The sequence below is a fragment of the Sediminibacterium ginsengisoli genome (genome assembly GCF_900167075.1).
GTDB lineage: Bacteria > Bacteroidota > Bacteroidia > Chitinophagales > Chitinophagaceae > Sediminibacterium > Sediminibacterium ginsengisoli.
This window is the reverse complement of the sequence record NZ_FUWH01000001.1, coordinates 15162-34165: the sequence shown is the minus strand read 5'-3', so window position 1 is coordinate 34165 and position 19004 is coordinate 15162. Positions and strand designations below refer to the sequence as shown.

The following is a 19004-nucleotide window of genomic DNA, read 5'->3' as shown; positions in this document are numbered from 1 at the left end:
GGGTTCTGTTCGGTCCGCATTTTACAGCTATGGTTAAGATAGATACAATAACACTCCCCGATTTCCCTTTGCTACTCGCTCCCATGGAGGATGTAAGCGATCCGCCGTTCAGGGTGGTATGTAAGGACAACGGGGCCGACCTGATGTACACCGAGTTCATCAGCAGTGAGGGCCTGATCCGTGATGCCATCAAAAGCCGTAAAAAGCTCGACATCTTTGATTATGAACGCCCTATCGGCATCCAGATCTTCGGTGGCGATGAAGACAGCCTGGCCATGGCCGCGCGTATTGTAGATGTAACCAATCCCGACCTGCTCGACATCAACTTTGGTTGCCCGGTTAAAAAAGTAGCGGGCAAGGGTGCCGGAGCAGGGGTATTGAAGGATATAGACCTGATGATCAGGCTCACCGATGCTGTGGTAAAAGCCACCCGCCTGCCGGTTACCGTAAAAACCCGCCTGGGCTGGGATGAACAGTCGAAAAATATTGAAGAAGTAGCTGAAAGACTCCAGGATGTGGGCATTAAAGCGCTGGCCATCCATGGCCGTACACGGTCGCAGATGTATAAGGGCGAGGCCGACTGGAGCCTGATCGGCAAGGTGAAGAATAATCCGCGCATCAAGATCCCGATCTTCGGAAATGGAGATATTGATAGTCCGCAGAAAGCCGTGGAATACAAGAACCGATACGGAGTTGACGGCATCATGATCGGCCGTGCGGCGATCGGTTATCCGTGGATCTTCCGCGAGATCAAACATTTTGTGGCAACCGGGGAAATGATGGCGCCGCCGACTGTTGATGAGCGCGTGGAAGTGTGCCGGAGGCATTTACGCAAATCGCTGGAATGGAAGGGCCCGATCGTAGGGATCAATGAAATGCGCCGACATTATGCCAATTACCTGAAGGGTTTACCGGGCATCAAGGATTACCGCAACCGGCTTGTTACGCTGAAAACCATGGAAGAAGTGGAAGGCGTGCTGGACGAGGTACAAAAGAATTATGCCGGCTACGTGATCGAGCGCGACCCGATCGTGCTGGAGAACTACCACGAGCATTGTCCTTTGTAATTATCGGATCAGATCAGTCAGTCTTTTATCGAGGGGCGACACCTGCTGGGAGAAATAGCCCAGAAGTGTACCGTTTTCGTCAACCAGGTATTTACAGAAATTCCAGACCGGCGCCTGGCTGCACCAGCCATTCATTGCAGGATCTGAGAGCCAGCGGAATACCGGGTTCTGGTCAGTCCCTTTAATCACGCTGCTTTTACCGAGCATGGTAAAGGACACGCCATAGTTCATCCGGCAGAATTCCGCTATCGAGGCATTATCGCCTTTTTCCTGTTGTTTGAAGTCGTTTGCGGGAAAGCCAAGCACTACTATTTTACCTGCATATTGCCGTTGCAGGCGTTCCAGTTCATCGTACTGGCCGGTATAGCCGCAGTCGCTGGCAGTGTTCACCAGCAACACTTTTTTACCTTTCAGAGAATCAAATGCAAGTGGAGATCCGGCAATAGTTGTTGCATTTAAGCTATGAAAAGACACCGGCGCGGGTGCCTTAGCTGTATTGAGTTGTACATCTTTTTTACCCGGGAAGAGCTTTGATTTAAGCATCAGCACGGGGTAAATGGTTTTCAGCAGGGATTGTCTCCAGGTCATATCCTTTCTTTTAATCAGGAATAAAACTGCCGCCAGGGCAAGCAGGGCCAACACTATTTTTCTCATATGTTCAGGGCTGAACAGGTAAGATAAGCTTGTCTGCTGCCATTTCCTAATTTTTAATAGGCGATTACGAGCGCCGAATATGATAATCTGTTATTTTTGCAGCCCGCCGGCCCCACCGTGGGCACGAGCAAGGCTGGTCCCGTAGTTCAATGGATAGAATAGAAGTTTCCTAAACTTTAGATACAAGTTCGATTCTTGTCGGGACTACGAAGCCCTCCGATTTTCGGGGGGCTTTTTTATGCCGCCGCAGCTGTCTCCCGGAGGGGACGCTGCGCAGCACGCTTTTGCTATTTTTAAAGATGCTTATCCATTCGAACTTTCAGGCAGCTGCAGGCATTTGTCGCTCTTTTCTCGCTGATGTCTCCCGAAGGGGACTCAGCGCAGCACGCACTTGCGATTTCTAAAACTGCTTATAGATTTTAAGCTTCAGACGGTGCAGGTATCTCAGTAGCTGTTCAGGAATAATTACCCGGCTCCTGCTATTTGCAGATCTCTGACCAACAACTATTCGAAAGCTGTTAAGCAATTATTCCCACTCTCCGGCTATTTTTTCTCGCTGATGTCTCCCGAAGGGGACTCAGCGCAGCACGCACTTGCGATTTCTAAAACTGCTTATAGATTTTAAGCTTCAGACGGTGCAGGTATCTTATTGCCGTTGTTGGTCGCTGACCAACAACTATTCGAAAGCTGCTAGGCAATCATTCCCGCTCTCCGGCTATTTACAAACCTCACTCAACGCATTGCTTTTTCGCTCAGGCCGCTGGGCTTCGTCTTTGCGCCAACGCTGCTTTGGCATCTATCAAAATGTGCTGCGCATTATTTCGATTATCTGCAACCCGAAGAGGCGCCTCTGCAAAGACTGGTAGGGTCTTATGGTTAATGGCTAACCGTACCGATCTTACTATTTCCGTCCGAAACCAAAAAGGTGTTTCTGCAACGACTGGTAGAGATGCGGGGTGTCTTTTACTATATGATATGATCTCATAATTGAGCTAATATTTTTTTGTATTAACTCTTTTAAATATTGAAAATAGTATATATATTAGGCTTGTACCAATTTGATTACTGCAGGCATTGTTGTGACTGAGGGTGGCGAAAGCATGTGAGGACTAGACCTCGCGTCAAAACCTAATCTATCACTATTTGCAAACCTTTACTGCTGACTTCTTATGAAAAAGTACAATCGAAATCTAGGCTGCATTGAATGTGACGCCGCAATAGACATTCGTGTGTTTAATTATTCTATTGACAATTATTTTCATCCGCTATGCCGACGATGCCAAAGTTGGTTCAGTGAAATTTTAGAATACTCTACTGCAACTGACTATGCAATCGAATTATACTTTGCCTTAAAGGACAGAGGTGTACCGGCGCGACTTGAAAAATCAGATGGCTTTAAATCCATTGATATTGCTCTTCCACATGCAAAAGTTAATATAGAAGTTGACGGAATGCATCACTCCTATAACGGAAAACAGGCTATGTCTGACCTAAAACGAACATTGCATTCATTTAAAAAGGGATATTCCACTTTAAGAATTCCAAATGCGCTTACTGAATATGATCTGGAGCAAACCGCTGATCTTATAACCGACTATCTTATTGTAAGCAGGAGACAGAATCGTAAAAGATATTATTAAAATTTGGCTGATATTGGTTTTTTCAAATTATCACTGATTTACGGGAACCCGTATTCATCTGTGGGAAAAAAATACTTGCTTGCAATAGTTAAAAGTTGGGTAGCAGACTTTGGCCATTCAGTTGCGCTTAAACGGAAAAATTTTAATCGGCTTTGTAATTCGCTCTAGATAATTGGGGTTGTAGTGGCCAAGCCAGTAGTGGGATCACGGATGGCCCAACCTTCGCAAAACCTTTAACGTTAGCAGCAAAACACAAACTCAATATATAATTAACCCAAACTGACATATGAAATTCATCTTACTTTTCCTTTTCCTCACACTTTACTCAACTAGCGCAATTAAAGCGCAATCAGACACAACTAAAGTTGAACAATATTGCGAGTTAGTTGCTCAAGGGCGACTGTTATCAAATAAAGTGACAATTGACGTGAATTTTGGTGAGGAAAGAAAATTTTTTGGTGGTGACACAAGATTAAAAGATGAAGTAACGGGGAGACTTAAAAAGTTTAACTCCGTGACAGATGCTTTAAACTATTTAGGCCTACAAGGTTGGACATTAGTAAATGCCTTCCCACTAAGCGAATCATCTGGCCCTAAAGTTTATCATTTTTACTTCAAAAAGCTATTTAATAAGGCAGACCTTATTAAGGCCAATGCTGACTAGTTCAGCCGCTAACATTGGTTTTGCAAAAGCTGAGCAACAGAATATCGTCCATCAACTGTGGCAATTCTAATCAGCTTTTGTAATTTGTCTTCAGCTAATCGGGGTTGTAGTGGCCAAGCCAACAGTGGGATCACGGATGGCCCAACCTTCGCAAAGCTTTTAACGTTAGCGGCAAGGCTAAACGACTACCTTTCCTAAAACAAACAGACGAGAAAGAAAAATGAGTAAAAAAATAGTAAGACCAGCAGCGTTAGTAAAACAAGGTCAACTGACACTTTATTCTACTTCATTGAAAGTATCGGATTTACTAATCTCGAATTTCTACAGTGTTGAAACATTAGACCCAGATGATGACAACGATAAAGGATATCAAAGGCTTTTGAACAAAGCAAGAGCCAAAAGACTTACTGACTACATAGTTGAAGGACAAGAAACAAAAGACGCTTTTTTGCCGACAAGTATTTTTATGGCGACACATAAAAATATTGACTTCAATCCTACAAATAACACCATTGAGATTGATATTGACACCGTAGGACCGTTTAGCGTTGTTGACGGACAACATCGTGTTGAAGGCTTGAAAATGGCAGCCGAAAAGGACACAAGAGTTTTAGATTTTGACGTGCCAGTTAACATTGCTATCAATCTTCCAAAGATTGCTCAAATGTGTCATTTTCTAATCGTGAACACAACTCAAAAAAGCGTTGAAAAGGGTGTTGAACAAAGAATTTATCAAAGACTTACTCAAGCGTTAGAAATTGAAGACATTCCAAACTTACCAAAATGGATTTCCAAAACAATTGAAAAAGGCGAAGATGATTTAGCATTAAAGTATGTTGATTTTTTAAATTCAGACCCAGACAGTCCTTGGTTAAACAAAATTAAAATGGCTAATCAAGAAAGCAATGACGGAAGTATCAATCAACAGAGTTTTGTAAAATCAATTAAGAAATATGTTTTGGTAGCAAACAATCCGATTACTATTCAAACTTCGAACAAGCAACATAAAATATTTTTGAATTATTGGAAAGCAATAACGAACATTTTGGGAACAGAAGAACCAACTGTTTTATTCAAATACAATGGAGTTGAGCTATTTTGCAAATTTGCTGTTCCATTCTTCAATAAAATCATAAATATGTCTGACTTTAAAGTTTCAACTATGCAAGGACTATTGGAAAAAACTTTTGAAGAAGTAGATGGCGACTACGCAGGTGTTGGACACACAGACTTTTGGATAAAAGGCGGAACAGCAAGTTTTTTAAATTCGGGTGCTTTAAATGTAATTAACTCAGAGCTTGTAAAAGCGTTGCATAAAACAAATTTTCAAAAAGACATTGAAATATGACGATTAACGAGCTAACGCCAAAGCCTACAGTAAAACTGCAATTCAAACTTGTTTCTTTCAAAACAGTGCCACAGGAAAATGGTTGTTATATTCTGACAACGTTTGATAATACTATTCTTTACATTGGTTTAGCAACAAACCTAAATAAGAGATTTAAACAGCATTTAGACAATCCCGAAAAGACAAATCCCACTTCCGAAGGAAAAGCAATTTGGTTTTATTTCACAACTTTTGACCCAAGGAATTTACAAAAACTTGAGCGAACTTGGTTAAACCAGTTCTCAGATAAACACGGACGACTTCCCATTTTAAACAAAGTAAATTCGCCCATAGGCTGACAATTAAAAACAACATAACTGACAAAAGCCCAGCCGCCAACATCGTATTGCCAATACAAAACTTCATCCTTATAAATTTAGTTTATTGAAAAATCCTTTAAAACTACACGAAGCCGTGGCAGTTGTTTTGCTTTCAATGCCAGATAAAAAATCGACATTCGAGGCCATTGCTGATGTAATAGAAAAGCGCGGACTTTTCCCAATAAGAAAAGGAGGTATAACGCTGGCAAAGCAAATTGAACTGCGGACAACCATCACATCCAGTCGTTATAAGCACTTCTTCAATTTCATTACCCCGAACTTTCTTCAATTAAAATAAGGACTATGGCTAAGCAAGCAAATCAGATTATTGGAGCATTTACATTGAGAAATGAAGGAGATGGCTGTTTAACATCAAAATATCATCATGGTGACAGCGTCGATGGACCATTTACAGAGTCTTGTAAATTAATTACACCATTAGTACTTACCGATGTGTTTATTGGTACATATCGAACGATTTGGCTTGAAGATGCCAATCATGCAGTTGCTCAATTGATAATTCGCCGAAATCCTATAAACGGAAGCATCTTTCAGCTTTCATGGCTTGACGAAAATTCCAATTCCATTTTCGAAGGAACCGCGATGATTTTCGATAATATATTGGTGGGAGCATACTGGAACGATCACTGACGCTAACAGTGATTTTGCAAAAGTTGGACGACCGAATATTGCCCATCAGCTATTGTAATTCTGACCAAGCTTCAGTAATTTGCCTTCAGCCAATCGTGTTTGTAGTGGCCAAGCCAGCAGTGGGATCACGGATGGCCAAACCTTCGCAATGCCTTTAACGTTAGCAGCAATACAACCACACTACTATGACAGAGTTTTTGAATCCCGAATTTATTGAATCTGTTTTATCAACAGTTTTTGACTATTTTAAAAAGAGAGTTGTTGCGACGCCTTCAGACAGAGCTAATTTTGACTTTGTTTTGAAAAATGACGATGGAAAAAAAGTTGCAATTGAAGTAAAAGGTCAAAATTTAAATGTTGGACAACTTAGAAAAATATCAAACTCTCTACATCATATAAATGACATTGATGAATTTATATTAATCACACCGAAGAAGCCATCAAAAAATGAAATTGATTTCTTTAATAAATTCTTAAAAGCTACGTTTTCAAATTCCAGCTGGTTAAGCCTTGCTGACTTTCTTAAAAACAACTACAACTTAGAAATAAATTCAAAGGATGATCTAGTACAGTTACAGATTGCAGCAATTACTTCAAAAATTGACAATTATTCAAAAGCACATATTGGCAACGAATTAGGCGACCAATCAACCGATAAGGAAGCACTTGCAAAATCACTTATTGAAACCAAGCAAGGAGGAGTAAAATATTCATCAGACTTTATATCCCTTAGGCGACAATTTTCTGATTCAATTTTAGCAACCTTGAGCCAAGAAAGTGAACAGCTTCATAAGGAACTATTTATTGGACAAAAATACAATGATGCAATAATTGTATTGACAGACATTAAAAATTTTTCAAGTATAGTTACGGCGGCTGACCCAGATGATTTGAATGAAGCCATGAGCAAATACTACAGCAATGCTAGAGACCTTGTTTTCAAGTATAATGGAATTCTTGACAAATTCATTGGTGATGCTGTATTGGCAATTTTCAATTATCCGAAAAAGACAACTGTAGCATATTTGAATACAATAAAATTTTGTTCTGAACTCATCTTATTAGGAAAAGAGACTTTTGAAAATTTACTTTCAAAAATGGACCAAAGTGTTGAAACAGGAACTAGAGTTGGTGTTTCAAATGGACCTATTTACACATTAAATATTGGTAAGGGAGATATCGAGGTTACATTTATAGGAGACAAGATTAATTTCGCAGCAAGACTTGAAAAAAATTGTGATGTCAATGGGATACTTTTAAGTAATAGATTTTTCACAAAATTATCATTAGAGTTTAACTCACTGACTGAGCAGTTGGATATAATAGGAAAAGATTTAAATCCAGCTGACGCAAAGGGACAGACAATGATAACGAAATCGTGGCAAATAAAATTTGAAGACATTACTAAAATCATTGACCACAAGACGACATAATACTGCTGCTAACATTGGTTTGCAAAAGTTGGACGACAGAATACCGCCCATCAGTCCCGCTTAAACGGGAGAATTCTAATCAACTTTTGTAATTTGGCTTTAGCTAATCGGGGTTGTAGTGGCCAAGCCAACAGTGGGATCACGGATTACCCAACCTTCGCAAAGCCTTTAACGTTGGCTGCAAGTTGAAACATGGAATGGATAAAACTCATATTACCCTTACTTGGAGTCCTCTTTGGCTGGGGGCTGGCTGAAAGTGGAAAAATCTTTACTGATAAAAAACAGGACAGAAGAAAATTAAAGAAGCTTTTATTCCTCCTTTTAGAGATTAGAAACTATTTGGTAAATGAATATTCTATTGACAAAGAGATTGATATTTTCTTAAATCAATTAAGCAAGAAGGTAAAGGAAAAAACCGGACAGGAAATAGACGATGCAATGGGGCAAATTAAGCCTTTAATTCTTCCAGTTATCTCTAAATTAAAAAATGAGGATAGTAATGTCGATTTTCTTGAGAAAAGCATTGATGACGTAATTAGCGAATTAGCAGAAGTAATTCCATTATTTGCATATGAATTGAATGGACAGCATCGAATAAAAGAGCGGCTAAAAAATGCAGACCAATATTTCACCGAGTTTGAATCATATATTAGTCAGGTTCCTTTTGATCTCAAAGGTTGGATACAACCCAAACTTACAAGTGAATTATTAACAACCTTAAATGAAAATATCATTGTAATAGCAGGTCGGATAGACAGAAAAACAAAGAAAGAAGTCAAAGCATTAATCGACAAGACAAATGACACAAGCAATCCCAGATTAAACGCATTTCTCGAAGAATATATTTTGAAAGAAATGGAACACATTAACTAAAACCTGCAGCCAAAAGTGGTTTTGCAAAAGTTAGGCGACGGAATATCGCCCATCAGTCCCGTTTAAACGGTAGAATTCAAATCGTCTTTTGTAATTTGGCTTTAACTAATCGAGGTTGTAGTGGCCAAGCCAGCAGCGGGATCACGGATGGCCCAACTTTCGCAAAGCCTTTAACGTTAGCTGCTATTTAAATGAGTACCTCCGATTTTATAGAGAGGGATACAACTTGAGCGTACAAAACGCAGATGCTTTGAGTAGAACCGGAGATGCTGCTGCCGCACAGAATGACTATGGAGTAGCGTGTTCCTTAAATATTCTCGCCGCAGAAGAACTTTTAAAAGCCAGTTTTCTTCTTATCAAGATTTATCACCCAGATGGAAACATCAATGAGTTCGACAACATATTTCATAAGCATAAGGTAAAACATGATCAAATAAAACAGCATGTAGAATTTCAAGAGCAGATGCAAAAAGACCTAAAAATGTATCTCGAAGAATATGAACCTATAATAGGTGCTCTCAATCTTATGTCGTCAACGATGACTAAAGACAAGCAAAAATTAGTTACTGAAATTAACTCGAGCATTACTCTATTTAAAAAACACAGCGAGTTCGGGTTTGACATTAGAGGAATGCTTAACTGGCTCCAGAATGCGAATAATGACAAAAACCGTGGTTTTTACGTGGATAAAGCAATGAACAAATGGCTTTCTCCACAATCCATTTCGAAAGAGAAATTTGACATCGAACGAAAATATACAAAAGACTTTGCTCAATATATCAATAACATTGACCAGTTATTTTCACTAAAGTCCAAAATGAAAAACAGCAGCTAACATTGGTTTTGCAAAAGTTGGGCGACAGAATATAGCCCATCAACAGTAGGAATTCTAATCGGCTTTTGTAATTTGGCTTCAGCTAATCGAGGTTGTAATGGCCAAGCCAGCAGTGGGAATCACGGATGGCCCAACCTTCGCAAAGCCCTTCAACGTTAGCCGGAGTATTATATAATAGCTCTCAAATGATAATGACTTTGAACGACAAAATAACACAAGGCGATGAAATACCGCCCAATCCCTTATTAGAAGAGTATAAGGTTAAATGGGATTACTATAAAGAAACCCATAAAAACAGAAAAAACTTATTTGACTGGTATTTTAAGATAGTAACGATTCCAGCTTCTGCTTTCGGGGTCGCAAATATTATATCAGGCGACAAAACAAAAACCACATTTTCCGTTCAAGATTACAGATACGTGTTTTTACTTATTTTTTTATGTGGGATTGGCCTATTTGCTGCATACGTAATAGAAACGGGGATTTCACAAATGTATATAAATAGAATAAAATCTCTCGAGAACTTACTTTTTTTCAGAAATCACAAAAACTCCAAATTTCACACTATTACATCAGTTGGCTTTTGGCGAGTAATGCCAATAATCTTCATAAACTCATTTTTACTGGCTTTGTCAATCTCGTTTTTCAGAGGCTTCGGAATTGGCTGTTCGACTCTTACTTTTGTTTCTTCAGGTATCCTACATTATTTAGTTTACAAGCCTATACATACTTTCGGAGAAACAAGAAACAATATTGTTATCGACGCAGACTGCTAACCTGCGTCAACCATTGGTTTTGCAAAAGTTGAGCAACAGAATATCGCCCATCAACTGTGGCAATTCTAATCGGCTTTTGTAATTTGTAGCTTCAGCTAATCGGGTTTGTAGTGGCCAAGCCAGCAGTGGGATCACAGATTATCCAACCTTCGCAAAGCCTTTAACGTTAGGCGCAATAAAAATGACAATTAAATGATATCATCAACATTGCCCACGGACAATTTGTACAAGTTCATTTTCATGTCTGGATTATTGATAATTCTCGCCTCGTGCATTCTTTATATAAACCAAGTAGATAAAATTGAAGGATCGAGTAATGCAATTGAAATAGAAATATTAAAAAGTGAGAGTACCTTTTTTAAAGATAGTCTCCTTTCAGAAATTGAGCTTGATAGGCTTACTTCCCTAACATCTATCGATTCTATCGAAATTTCACTCTTAAGAAATCTCGGAATAAAGAAAAAAGACATTGGTGACAAAGAGGTAACACGGATACGTGAACAGTTAAACAGTACATCAGTCGCAGCAGTAGAAGGGAAAAAGATATTGGTGGAACGCTGGGCCGCTTCCAAACTGCATGATGCCTTAACAGCCCATTTACTCAATCTTCAAAAAGCTGAAACTAAAAAATTGATTTATTTTTCCATTATTTCTTTATGCGGCCTTATTATAGGTTTATTTCTTTCCTTTTACGGATACAATAATTGGGTACGAAAAGTTCAAAATCTAATTGATCAAAAACTTAGGAATGAGGTAGAAAATTCCTGACACCGAACTGCGCCCAACATTGTTTTTGCAAAAGTTGGGCGACAGAATAGAGCCCATCAACTATGGAAATTCTAATCGGCTTTTGTAATTTGGCTTCAGCTAATCGGGGCTGTAGTGGCCAAGCCAGCATTTGGATCACAGATGGCCCAACCTTCGCAAAGCCTTTAACGTTGTGTGCTATTGTTCAAACACGCTGCTATGGAAAAAATACTTTACAAATACAGAGGCGTTCAAAATTTTAGGTTTTTCATTGACATCATAATGAAAAATAGGCTATTTGCAGCTAAATATGTTGACCTCAACGATCCAATGGAGGGACAATATTACTATAACAAAGGCGAACTTGACAAATCAATGTTAAGGAAAATATCGTCCGATAAAGGCGATTTGAGATTATGTTCTCTTTCCCGAAAGAACAACAATGAGTTGATGTGGTCACACTATTCGGAGGGACACCGAGGTGTCGCGATTGGATTAACAATCAATCCCCAAAAGTATGACATAAGACCTATTCAGTATACGGGTATTCATTATTTAAACGGTGGGCAAATCGAACAAGACACACCGCGAGAGATTTTGTCTCACAAACTAAATGTTTGGGCTTATGAAGAGGAAGAACGTGTATTCGTAACTGACAAACTCTACGTGGATGTCGAAGTCAAAGAGGTGATAACTGGAAGGGCAATGAGCAACCAGGACTTCAGCTTTATTAAAGAAATCATCGAAAAAATCAATCCAACAATTAATATTATCAAAGCACAAACGTTCATGTAGACCTTTAACAGCACACAACATTGGTTTTGCAAAAGTTGGGTGACAGAATATCGCCCATCAGCTGTGTGAATTCTAATCAGCTTTTGTAATTTGGCTTCAGCTAATCGAGTCTATAGTGGCGAAGCCAGCAGTGGGATCACGGATTATCCAACCTTCGCAAAGCCTTTAACGTTGTATGCAATTAATACGAGAAGCCGATGATGACTCATTGGAAAGAAATTGACTTTCATTTGTCAAGTTTGGAATATATCGTAAAAGGATTAGACGATTCCGTAGACTTTTTAAAAACACAGAGAACACTAAACGGCTGGTATGATGGATTATGGTTGCTGGAGGAAGCAGAGCCAATTATTGGACTTGCTTTACTAGCTTTTCAGAATTATATCAACTCTACAATATTTGACTTGTCTGGCTCGACTACTAATAAAACAGCCTATTACCAAAAATATACTAACATTCCTGGTTTTGACAAGACAGCGATCGAACTAATAATTGGACTCGCGAACTATCATAAACATCGTAAAGATGACAAACCTCATCCTGGCACCTTAAACATACTTAATCATTTTCATCTTGACAGTGACAAGAATGTTGATATTCTGCAGTCGCCCATAATAAAGGGATATTCGTTTATCAATGCTGAAATGAACTTCTTTCCTGTAGTCGAAATACTTTCGGATTGGAGAAAACGCTTATTATCAGAGTAACCTAAACTGCATACAACATTGGTTTTGCAAAAGTTGGGCGACAGAATATCGCCCATCAGCTGTAGAAATTCTAATCGGCTTTTGTAATTTGGCTTTAGCTAATCGAGGTTGTAGTGGCCAAGCCAGCAGTGGGATCACAGATGGCCCAACCTTCTCAAAGCCTTTAAAGTTGTGTGCAATTAATGACACCCTCCACAAAACCAAAATTAAAAATTATGGATGATGATTTTGCAAAAGAGCATGGGCTGCTGACTGAAAAAGAATTATCCGACATGGATAAAAGATGGGAAAAACAAGAGGAAGAGGGACTTAAGAATACATTGAAGCATTTTGATCGTATTCACGACAAGCTTTTTACATTCAACAATATCTTAATCGCTGGATATTTCGCACTTTCCAAATTAGAAAAAGAAATTTCGCTCTCTACAATATTAATTCCAATTGCAAATCTTATGCTTCTCTTATTTGTAGAGTATCGAATGATGGAGAAAAGTAGATTTGAGTCTGATATAAGGAAAAAGCCATTCGCAGATATTGCCAAATGGGGAAAAAGCATAGGCAAAACTAACATGTATTCACTATTGTGTATTCTTTCAACTGGAATAGTAACAATTATATTCTTAGCTTATTTGCTTTAGCTTTTTAACCCTGATAAAACTTCACACAACATTGGTTTTGCAAAAGTTGGGCGACAGAATTTGGCCAATCAGCTGCGGGAATTCTAATCGTCTTTTGTAATTTGACTTCAGCTAATCGGGGTTGTAGTGGCCAAGCCAGCAGTGGGATCACGGATGACCTAACCTTCGAAAAGCCTTTAACATTGTGTGCTATTTGACAGAACCAAACTAAATATAAATGGACATGACAATCGTAGATGTTATTTCTTTAGTAGCCTCAATAGCTTCACTAATTTTAGCAATTATTGCTATATGGCTATCGTGGGCATTTTTCAATAAATCAAGTGAAGCTTCAGATAAAACTAATGAAGCCTCAAAAAGTGTTATGTCTAGCGTTGAAAAGCTAGAAAAGCTTTTTGACAAGCTATATTCAGATACGTTTTCAATTGTAAAAGATACTGTATCTGACATGCGTGGACATATTTGGAGTGGACAACAAAACTTTCAAAAACCTGAAAGCATAGAAGACGAACTGGCAAAAAAGACTGAGCATAAAATAGCTAATTTAAAGACAGAACTCTCATCAGAGCTTTCAAAAGTTTTAGCTGAACAAAGCAAAGCAGGTGACAAACTACAAAGTTTAGAAACCTCCTTGACAACTTTATTAAATAAGGCTGTAGTAGAGACCAAAAATATTGAAGCAGTCGTTAAAGAAGAGACATTAAGAGAATATCTGTTCCGTTCTTTTATTTCTATAAAGAAAAAAAGACGTAAAATCATAGCTGATTATATTGTGGATTTAGCAATAGAAAATGGAATAAACCCTCCCGAGTTGTTGGACGAGTTGAATAAAATGAAGGAAGATGGGTTTATCAATTTTGAGGGCGACAGAATATCAAACGGAACAACTGAAATCACTATTCTAAAAGAATTAAAGTAATCAAATGGGTAAAATTATTACGTTAAGCGGTCCGTCAGGTGTTGGTAAAACAACCCTTTTTTACCTTATCGAGACTAAATTAAAGCAAGAAAAGATAAAACTAATCCCAAGATATACCAATAGACCAATTCGCAAAGGCGAACAAGAAGGATTTGAATATCATTTTGTGACTCATGACGGGTTATTACAAAAAGTACTTGAAAATGACTTTATCCATTTTGAAAAATGGGGAGATTATTATTCGGCTATTGAAAAAAACATTTTAGATGAGACTATCAAATCCGATTATGATGGTATCGTTTTAGCTTCTATTTTCGGAACTAATAGGTTACAAGCAACATATCATGATAAGATAGTTCCAATTTACATGTGGTCTGGGAGATATCAATCATTGCACAATCGAGAATGTTTAAGTCCGTTTTGCGAAGAGATAATTGAGCTAAAATCAAGAATAAGAAAAAAATTAGTTGATGATGGGTTTTCGGAATTTGAGAAAGAAACTTTAGCGAACGAGGAATTTTTGGAAAAGAGAATGATTGATAATTATTTGGATATTGCAGCAGTTTATGGAAAGCTTATGTCAGGTGATAAATACTACATTTTAGAAAATTTACACAAAAAAGAAAGTGACACTGCCAATAATTTTTTAGAATATATTAATGAGCTTAGAAAACGATAAACAGCGCACAACAAAAGTATTTGCAAAAGCAGGGCTGGACAATGTACATCATCTATGTGCAGGCATTAGCAGCAGTTGGGCTCGACATTCAATACTCAACTTTAATTCTTAACTTAAACAACATATTTTCAAATGGGCATTTATGACGGGCTGGGCGATCAACAAATTCCCAACCTTCGCAAAGCCCTTAACGTTGTGCGCAATTAAGACATGATAGTAACTGAACCAATAGACATTGACTTATTAACATTTATAAAGACTGGTAAGTTTGACTATATAAAAATAGGACAAACCAAAGAATGGATAATAAACAACTTTCCTGACCCAGATGACACTTATGCGGACAATTACAACAGTCCAATCTGGTTTTATGGAGACATTGAGTTTCACTTCAACGATGAGGAGAAATTATCTTTAATTTATTCCGACCGCATTTATACATTGAGTGGTGGACAAAGTTTGCGATTATATAAATGGATATTTGACAAACCAAAAGAACTAACAATTCAAAATGTAACAAAGAGTCTCGCTAAGGAAAGAATTGGCTATAAATTAAAATATGAGACCTTATCTAATGGGTTTACCTCAGCGGCAATTGAAATACTTGAAAGTAAAGTTAAAATGCGATTTTCGCTTCTTGAAAGTGAGGAAGACTATAGCGAATACTTAGACCGGCTTGCAAATACCGATAGCAATTTGTTTCAACTGCATTCAGTCAGCTTGATTACAAAATAAACTGCCTACAACATTGGTTTTGCAAAAGTTGGGTGACAGAAATCCCCATCAGTTCCGTTTAAAAACGGGAGAATTCTAATCCACTTTTGTAATTTGGCTTCAGCTAATCGGGCTTGCAGTGGCCAAGCCAGCAGTGGGATCACGGACGGCCCAACCTTCGCAAAGCCTTTTACGTTGGCGGTCATCGTAACTGACGGTCTTAATAAAAATTACATAACCTGCCCCTGATATTAAAACCTGTCAGGTAAATATGTTCAATTTTAAAAATAAGGTTAATGAATAGCTATAATGATATCTACGGAGAATATATTAAATGTTTAAACAAGCGTGATATAATAAGTTTAGCGAAATTTGTTCACGATAATGTATGCTACAATAATCACAGATTGGATTATCAGGTTATCAAAAAATGTTGGAGAAAAACTTTAATGAAATTCCTGACTTGCATTTTGAAGTTCAACTATTGGTTTCTAATAATATTTATTTAGCCAGCAGATTACGTTTTGACTGTACACCACAAAAGGACTTTCTTGGTCTGCATATAAACGGGAAGAGGGTTTCTTTTACAGAAAATGTTTTTTATCAATTTAACGAGGGAAAGATTGAACAAGTATGGTCAGTTATAGATAAGCTGGCTATTGAAAATCAACTTTAGTGCAATAGTTTTAAGCACCTGCAGTGTTGGAAATCGATAAAGTAGCAAATAAAATATAGGTTTGATCAGGCAAGAACAACGCACCGCCAACAAGAGGTTTTGCGATATGGCGGGATAGAATATGGGCTGGGCTATGGATCACTGATCAACTTTTGAATAACTTACCAGGCGACATTAAGACAGACTATCGCCACATCGCAAAGCTCTGGCCGCTGCAATTATTCAATCCTCTCGAAATTTGAAAATGAGATTCAATCATTTAAGTATTGATGAAGTATTCAAGCTCCTCACTCAGTTTAATTCAGACTTAAACAAATTTTTTGCTCAGTATCTTCAACAAGAATATAGTGACCTGGAAAAGGAGAGGCTTTATTATTTGGACATAGCTGAAATAGGAAGATTCATCATAAGTAATATTGAAACTAAAACTCACATTTTTACAAATTTCTTTGTTCAAGTTGAACTCATTCTGTCCAACTGTGATACAGACATAGAAAATTTAGTTGTGGTCGGCTTGTTCGAGAGTTTGCAGAATAGTAGCAGCGGCAAAGTAGATTATCATACATATTTTGACAAATGGCTTTTGCCGGTCTCAAAGGATAAATGGAATCGCTTGATTGATCAATGGGAAGGACAAAAATTGACGCGTGACTAAGTAATCATTAAGTGCAACAGACCTAAACTGCAACTAACATTAGTTTTGCAAAAGTTGGGCAACAGAATATCGCCTATCAATCTCGTTTAAATGGATGACTTCTAATCGTCTTTTATAATTTGACTTTATCTAATCGAGGTTGTAGTGCCAAGCCAGCAGTAGGATCACAGATACCACACCTTCGCAAAATCCTTTCATTTTGTACGCAAGCCGCGGAGCGTATCCTATGGTGATATATTTAAAGGAAAATTTATTTACTAAACTTTTTAACATGAATAAGAAACTAAACCGAATCGCGAAGGAATGGATCTTCTTTTTTATCATCCTGATCTTTTTATTATTGCTATTTGCACTGAAACAATTGGACAGTCCAATGTCAAAGGTTAAAGAGATTCTTTCTCTTATTCCGGCCGTTTTTGTTATGATTTTATTTGTTATCTGGATAGGCAGATCCGAGAAGGGAAAATTCGCTAAGGTTCTTATCGGCATTTTTACATCAGTATGCGCCAGTGTTTTTTTCTGGTACAATTACATTGACCAGGTATTTGAGTGGCTCAGTGAAAAATCAGATTTGATTTCGGAAATTTCACTGGCAGGAATATTAGTATTCTCTTTTATACAAACAATAATAGCTCGAAGAACCAGGCAAGGTTAACAAAGCGAAGCTGATTTAAGCCGTATTATAATATTGGTTTTGCAAAAAAGGCGACAGAATAGCACCCATCAGTCCCGCTGAAACGGGAGAATTCTAGTCGGCTTTTGTAATTTGGCTTCAGCTAATCGAGGTTGTAGTGGCCAAAACCAGCAGTGCGATCACACATGCCCCTACCTTCGCAAAGTCTTTACCTTTACTGCAATCTCACACACCCAACCCGTAAAACAAAATGTCTGAAATATTCAAAAAACATATAAGCAAGTTCGCACAAGTCTCTGACGAAGAATTTGAAGAAATTAAAACCTATTTCAGCACAAAAGAGGTAGCCAAAAAGGAAAACCTGTTAGAGGCAGGACAGATTTGCAGACATCATTATTTTGTTTTGAACGGCTTGTTGCGAAAGTTCTACATCAACGAAAAAGGCACTGAACAAACCACCGAATTTGCTATAGAAACCTGGTGGCTTACCGACAACTTTGCTTACGAAAAACAAGTCCCTACCCAATTTTATATTCAGGCTGTAGAAAAATCAATCATACTTTATATCACTATAGAGAAACAGGAAAAGCTGTTAGAAGCATTTCCGGTAATGGAACGATATTTCCGTTTCGTGTACCAGCGAGCTTATGCAGCAGCTCAAAAGCGTATCCAGTTTCTTTTTTCCTTTTCTAAAGAAGAATTTTATTTGCAGGCTGTCAGAAATCATCCCGAATTCGTGCAACGTGTTCCCCAATACTTAATTGCTTCCTATCTTGGTTTCACTCCCGAATATTTAAGCGAGATCCGTAAAAGACTTCTTTCTTAAACCAGTTTAAGTTCTTCGATTTTTTTATTCTCCAATTTTGCATTGAACAATTATTAAAAGAATAATACAATGCAAAAACGATTTAACATTAAGGAAGTTGCTCCCAATGCACTAAAAGCGATGATTGGCCTGGAAATGTATCTTTCAACCGCTTCCATATCCAGGACAACCAAAGAACTCATAAAAATACGTGCTTCACAAATCAACGGTTGTGCATTCTGTATCAATATTCACACGCAGGACGCCATTAAAAATGGCGAAACAAACCAGCGTATTTTTCTATTGAATGCATGGCGAGAAACTGAGGATATTTTTACGGAAGAAGAAAAGATCGTGTTGGCAATAACGGAAGAAATGACATTAATCCATCAAAAGGGATTATCAGATGAGACCTATTCCAACGCCTTGCAATTTTTTAGCGAAACCCAGATCGCAGATATTATAACGGCCGTAATTACCATCAATCTTTGGAACAGGGTTGTGCTTGGTACCCACTTACAGATTGGGCAAAGTTTAGCATAAAGCAACCATATGCCGGAATCACAGGTTTAACGGCCTGTGATTTTTTTTGTTCGTGCCGAAACTATTAGCAGAAGCGCTGGAATACATGGACATCCTGCACTTTCATAATTAGGATTTAATTATTTTTTAAAAGGCCCCGACTTTACGGGAACCCGTATTCCAGGCCGAGAAAAAAAGTTTTGTTTGCAATAG

General features: G+C 38.1%; 22 protein-coding genes, 1 tRNA gene and 1 pseudogene. 23 read left to right on the top strand and 1 reads right to left on the bottom strand.

Features of this window, described 5'->3' with window-relative positions; all coding sequences use genetic code 11:
- Positions 1-29: 29 nt before the first annotated feature.
- Positions 30-1067, top strand: a complete 1038-nt coding sequence (gene dusB, locus B5D42_RS00225; protein WP_078829412.1) for a tRNA dihydrouridine synthase DusB — start codon at positions 30-32, stop codon at positions 1065-1067.
- Here dusB and B5D42_RS00220 read toward each other — a convergent pair whose 3' ends face one another.
- Complete coding sequence (locus tag B5D42_RS00220) at positions 1068-1655, bottom strand: glutathione peroxidase (protein WP_078829949.1); 588 nt, start codon at positions 1653-1655, stop codon at positions 1068-1070. It lies immediately after the preceding gene.
- Positions 1656-1856: 201 nt separating this feature from the next.
- On the opposite strand from B5D42_RS00220, the gene B5D42_RS00215 reads away from it, so the two are divergent.
- From B5D42_RS00215 to B5D42_RS00110, 22 genes and pseudogenes are all read left to right on the top strand, one after another.
- Positions 1857-1928, top strand: a tRNA-Arg gene (locus B5D42_RS00215).
- A gap of 962 nt (positions 1929-2890) precedes the next feature.
- Positions 2891-3361, top strand: a complete 471-nt coding sequence (locus B5D42_RS00210; RefSeq protein WP_139366924.1) for a DUF559 domain-containing protein — start codon at positions 2891-2893, stop codon at positions 3359-3361.
- A gap of 286 nt (positions 3362-3647) precedes the next feature.
- Positions 3648-4025: a hypothetical protein gene (locus tag B5D42_RS00205; protein WP_078829411.1), complete on the top strand. Its 378-nt coding sequence runs from the start codon at positions 3648-3650 to the stop codon at positions 4023-4025.
- 220 nt (positions 4026-4245) lie between these two features.
- Complete coding sequence (locus B5D42_RS00200; RefSeq protein WP_078829410.1) at positions 4246-5373, top strand: DGQHR domain-containing protein; 1128 nt, start codon at positions 4246-4248, stop codon at positions 5371-5373.
- On the top strand, positions 5370-5711 hold the full coding sequence (locus tag B5D42_RS00195) for a GIY-YIG nuclease family protein (RefSeq protein ID WP_078829409.1): 342 nt from the start codon (positions 5370-5372) through the stop codon (positions 5709-5711). The genes B5D42_RS00200 and B5D42_RS00195 overlap by 4 nt, the downstream gene beginning before the upstream one ends.
- An 85-nt stretch (positions 5712-5796) precedes the next feature.
- Positions 5797-6030 carry a hypothetical protein gene (locus tag B5D42_RS00190; RefSeq protein WP_139366923.1) on the top strand — a complete coding sequence of 78 codons (234 nt, stop codon included), beginning with the start codon at positions 5797-5799 and terminating at the stop codon, positions 6028-6030.
- A 5-nt stretch (positions 6031-6035) separates the two neighbouring features.
- Positions 6036-6383 (top strand): hypothetical protein, encoded by a 348-nt coding sequence (locus tag B5D42_RS00185; protein ID WP_078829407.1) that lies wholly within the window; start codon positions 6036-6038, stop codon positions 6381-6383.
- 185 nt (positions 6384-6568) lie between these two features.
- Positions 6569-7816, top strand: coding sequence for an adenylate/guanylate cyclase domain-containing protein (locus tag B5D42_RS00180; protein WP_078829406.1), 1248 nt, complete (start codon positions 6569-6571; stop codon positions 7814-7816).
- A 192-nt stretch (positions 7817-8008) separates the two neighbouring features.
- Complete coding sequence (locus B5D42_RS00175; protein WP_078829405.1) at positions 8009-8689, top strand: hypothetical protein; 681 nt, start codon at positions 8009-8011, stop codon at positions 8687-8689.
- 220 nt (positions 8690-8909) lie between these two features.
- A pseudogene (locus tag B5D42_RS00170) lies at positions 8910-9524 on the top strand (AbiV family abortive infection protein); the annotation flags it as partial.
- Between the two features lie 1016 nt (positions 9525-10540).
- Positions 10541-11068, top strand: a complete 528-nt coding sequence (locus B5D42_RS00165; RefSeq protein ID WP_139366922.1) for a hypothetical protein — start codon at positions 10541-10543, stop codon at positions 11066-11068.
- A 198-nt stretch (positions 11069-11266) separates the two neighbouring features.
- Positions 11267-11842 (top strand): DUF2971 domain-containing protein, encoded by a 576-nt coding sequence (locus tag B5D42_RS00160; RefSeq protein ID WP_078829401.1) that lies wholly within the window; start codon positions 11267-11269, stop codon positions 11840-11842.
- 197 nt (positions 11843-12039) lie between these two features.
- Positions 12040-12549 (top strand): hypothetical protein, encoded by a 510-nt coding sequence (locus B5D42_RS00155; RefSeq protein WP_139366921.1) that lies wholly within the window; start codon positions 12040-12042, stop codon positions 12547-12549.
- A 215-nt stretch (positions 12550-12764) separates the two neighbouring features.
- Positions 12765-13187, top strand: coding sequence for a hypothetical protein (locus B5D42_RS00150; protein ID WP_139366920.1), 423 nt, complete (start codon positions 12765-12767; stop codon positions 13185-13187).
- Between the two features lie 217 nt (positions 13188-13404).
- Entirely contained in the window at positions 13405-14106 is a 702-nt protein-coding gene (locus B5D42_RS00145; RefSeq protein WP_078829398.1) for a hypothetical protein, read from the top strand.
- Positions 14107-14110: 4 nt separating this feature from the next.
- On the top strand, positions 14111-14785 hold the full coding sequence (locus B5D42_RS00140; RefSeq protein WP_078829397.1) for a nucleoside-triphosphatase: 675 nt from the start codon (positions 14111-14113) through the stop codon (positions 14783-14785).
- Positions 14786-14995: 210 nt separating this feature from the next.
- Positions 14996-15520, top strand: a complete 525-nt coding sequence (locus tag B5D42_RS00135) for a hypothetical protein (RefSeq protein WP_078829396.1) — start codon at positions 14996-14998, stop codon at positions 15518-15520.
- A 409-nt stretch (positions 15521-15929) separates the two neighbouring features.
- Positions 15930-16175 carry an ester cyclase gene (locus B5D42_RS17975; RefSeq protein WP_217698755.1) on the top strand — a complete coding sequence of 82 codons (246 nt, stop codon included), beginning with the start codon at positions 15930-15932 and terminating at the stop codon, positions 16173-16175.
- A gap of 244 nt (positions 16176-16419) precedes the next feature.
- Complete coding sequence (locus B5D42_RS00125) at positions 16420-16830, top strand: DUF7674 family protein (protein WP_078829394.1); 411 nt, start codon at positions 16420-16422, stop codon at positions 16828-16830.
- Between the two features lie 271 nt (positions 16831-17101).
- Positions 17102-17485 carry a hypothetical protein gene (locus B5D42_RS00120; RefSeq protein ID WP_139366919.1) on the top strand — a complete coding sequence of 128 codons (384 nt, stop codon included), beginning with the start codon at positions 17102-17104 and terminating at the stop codon, positions 17483-17485.
- Between the two features lie 229 nt (positions 17486-17714).
- Positions 17715-18290 (top strand): Crp/Fnr family transcriptional regulator, encoded by a 576-nt coding sequence (locus B5D42_RS00115; RefSeq protein WP_078829392.1) that lies wholly within the window; start codon positions 17715-17717, stop codon positions 18288-18290.
- 69 nt (positions 18291-18359) lie between these two features.
- A complete protein-coding gene (locus B5D42_RS00110) occupies positions 18360-18812 on the top strand; it encodes a carboxymuconolactone decarboxylase family protein (RefSeq protein WP_078829391.1) in 453 nt (150 codons plus the stop codon).
- The last annotated feature ends 192 nt before the right edge of the window (positions 18813-19004 follow it).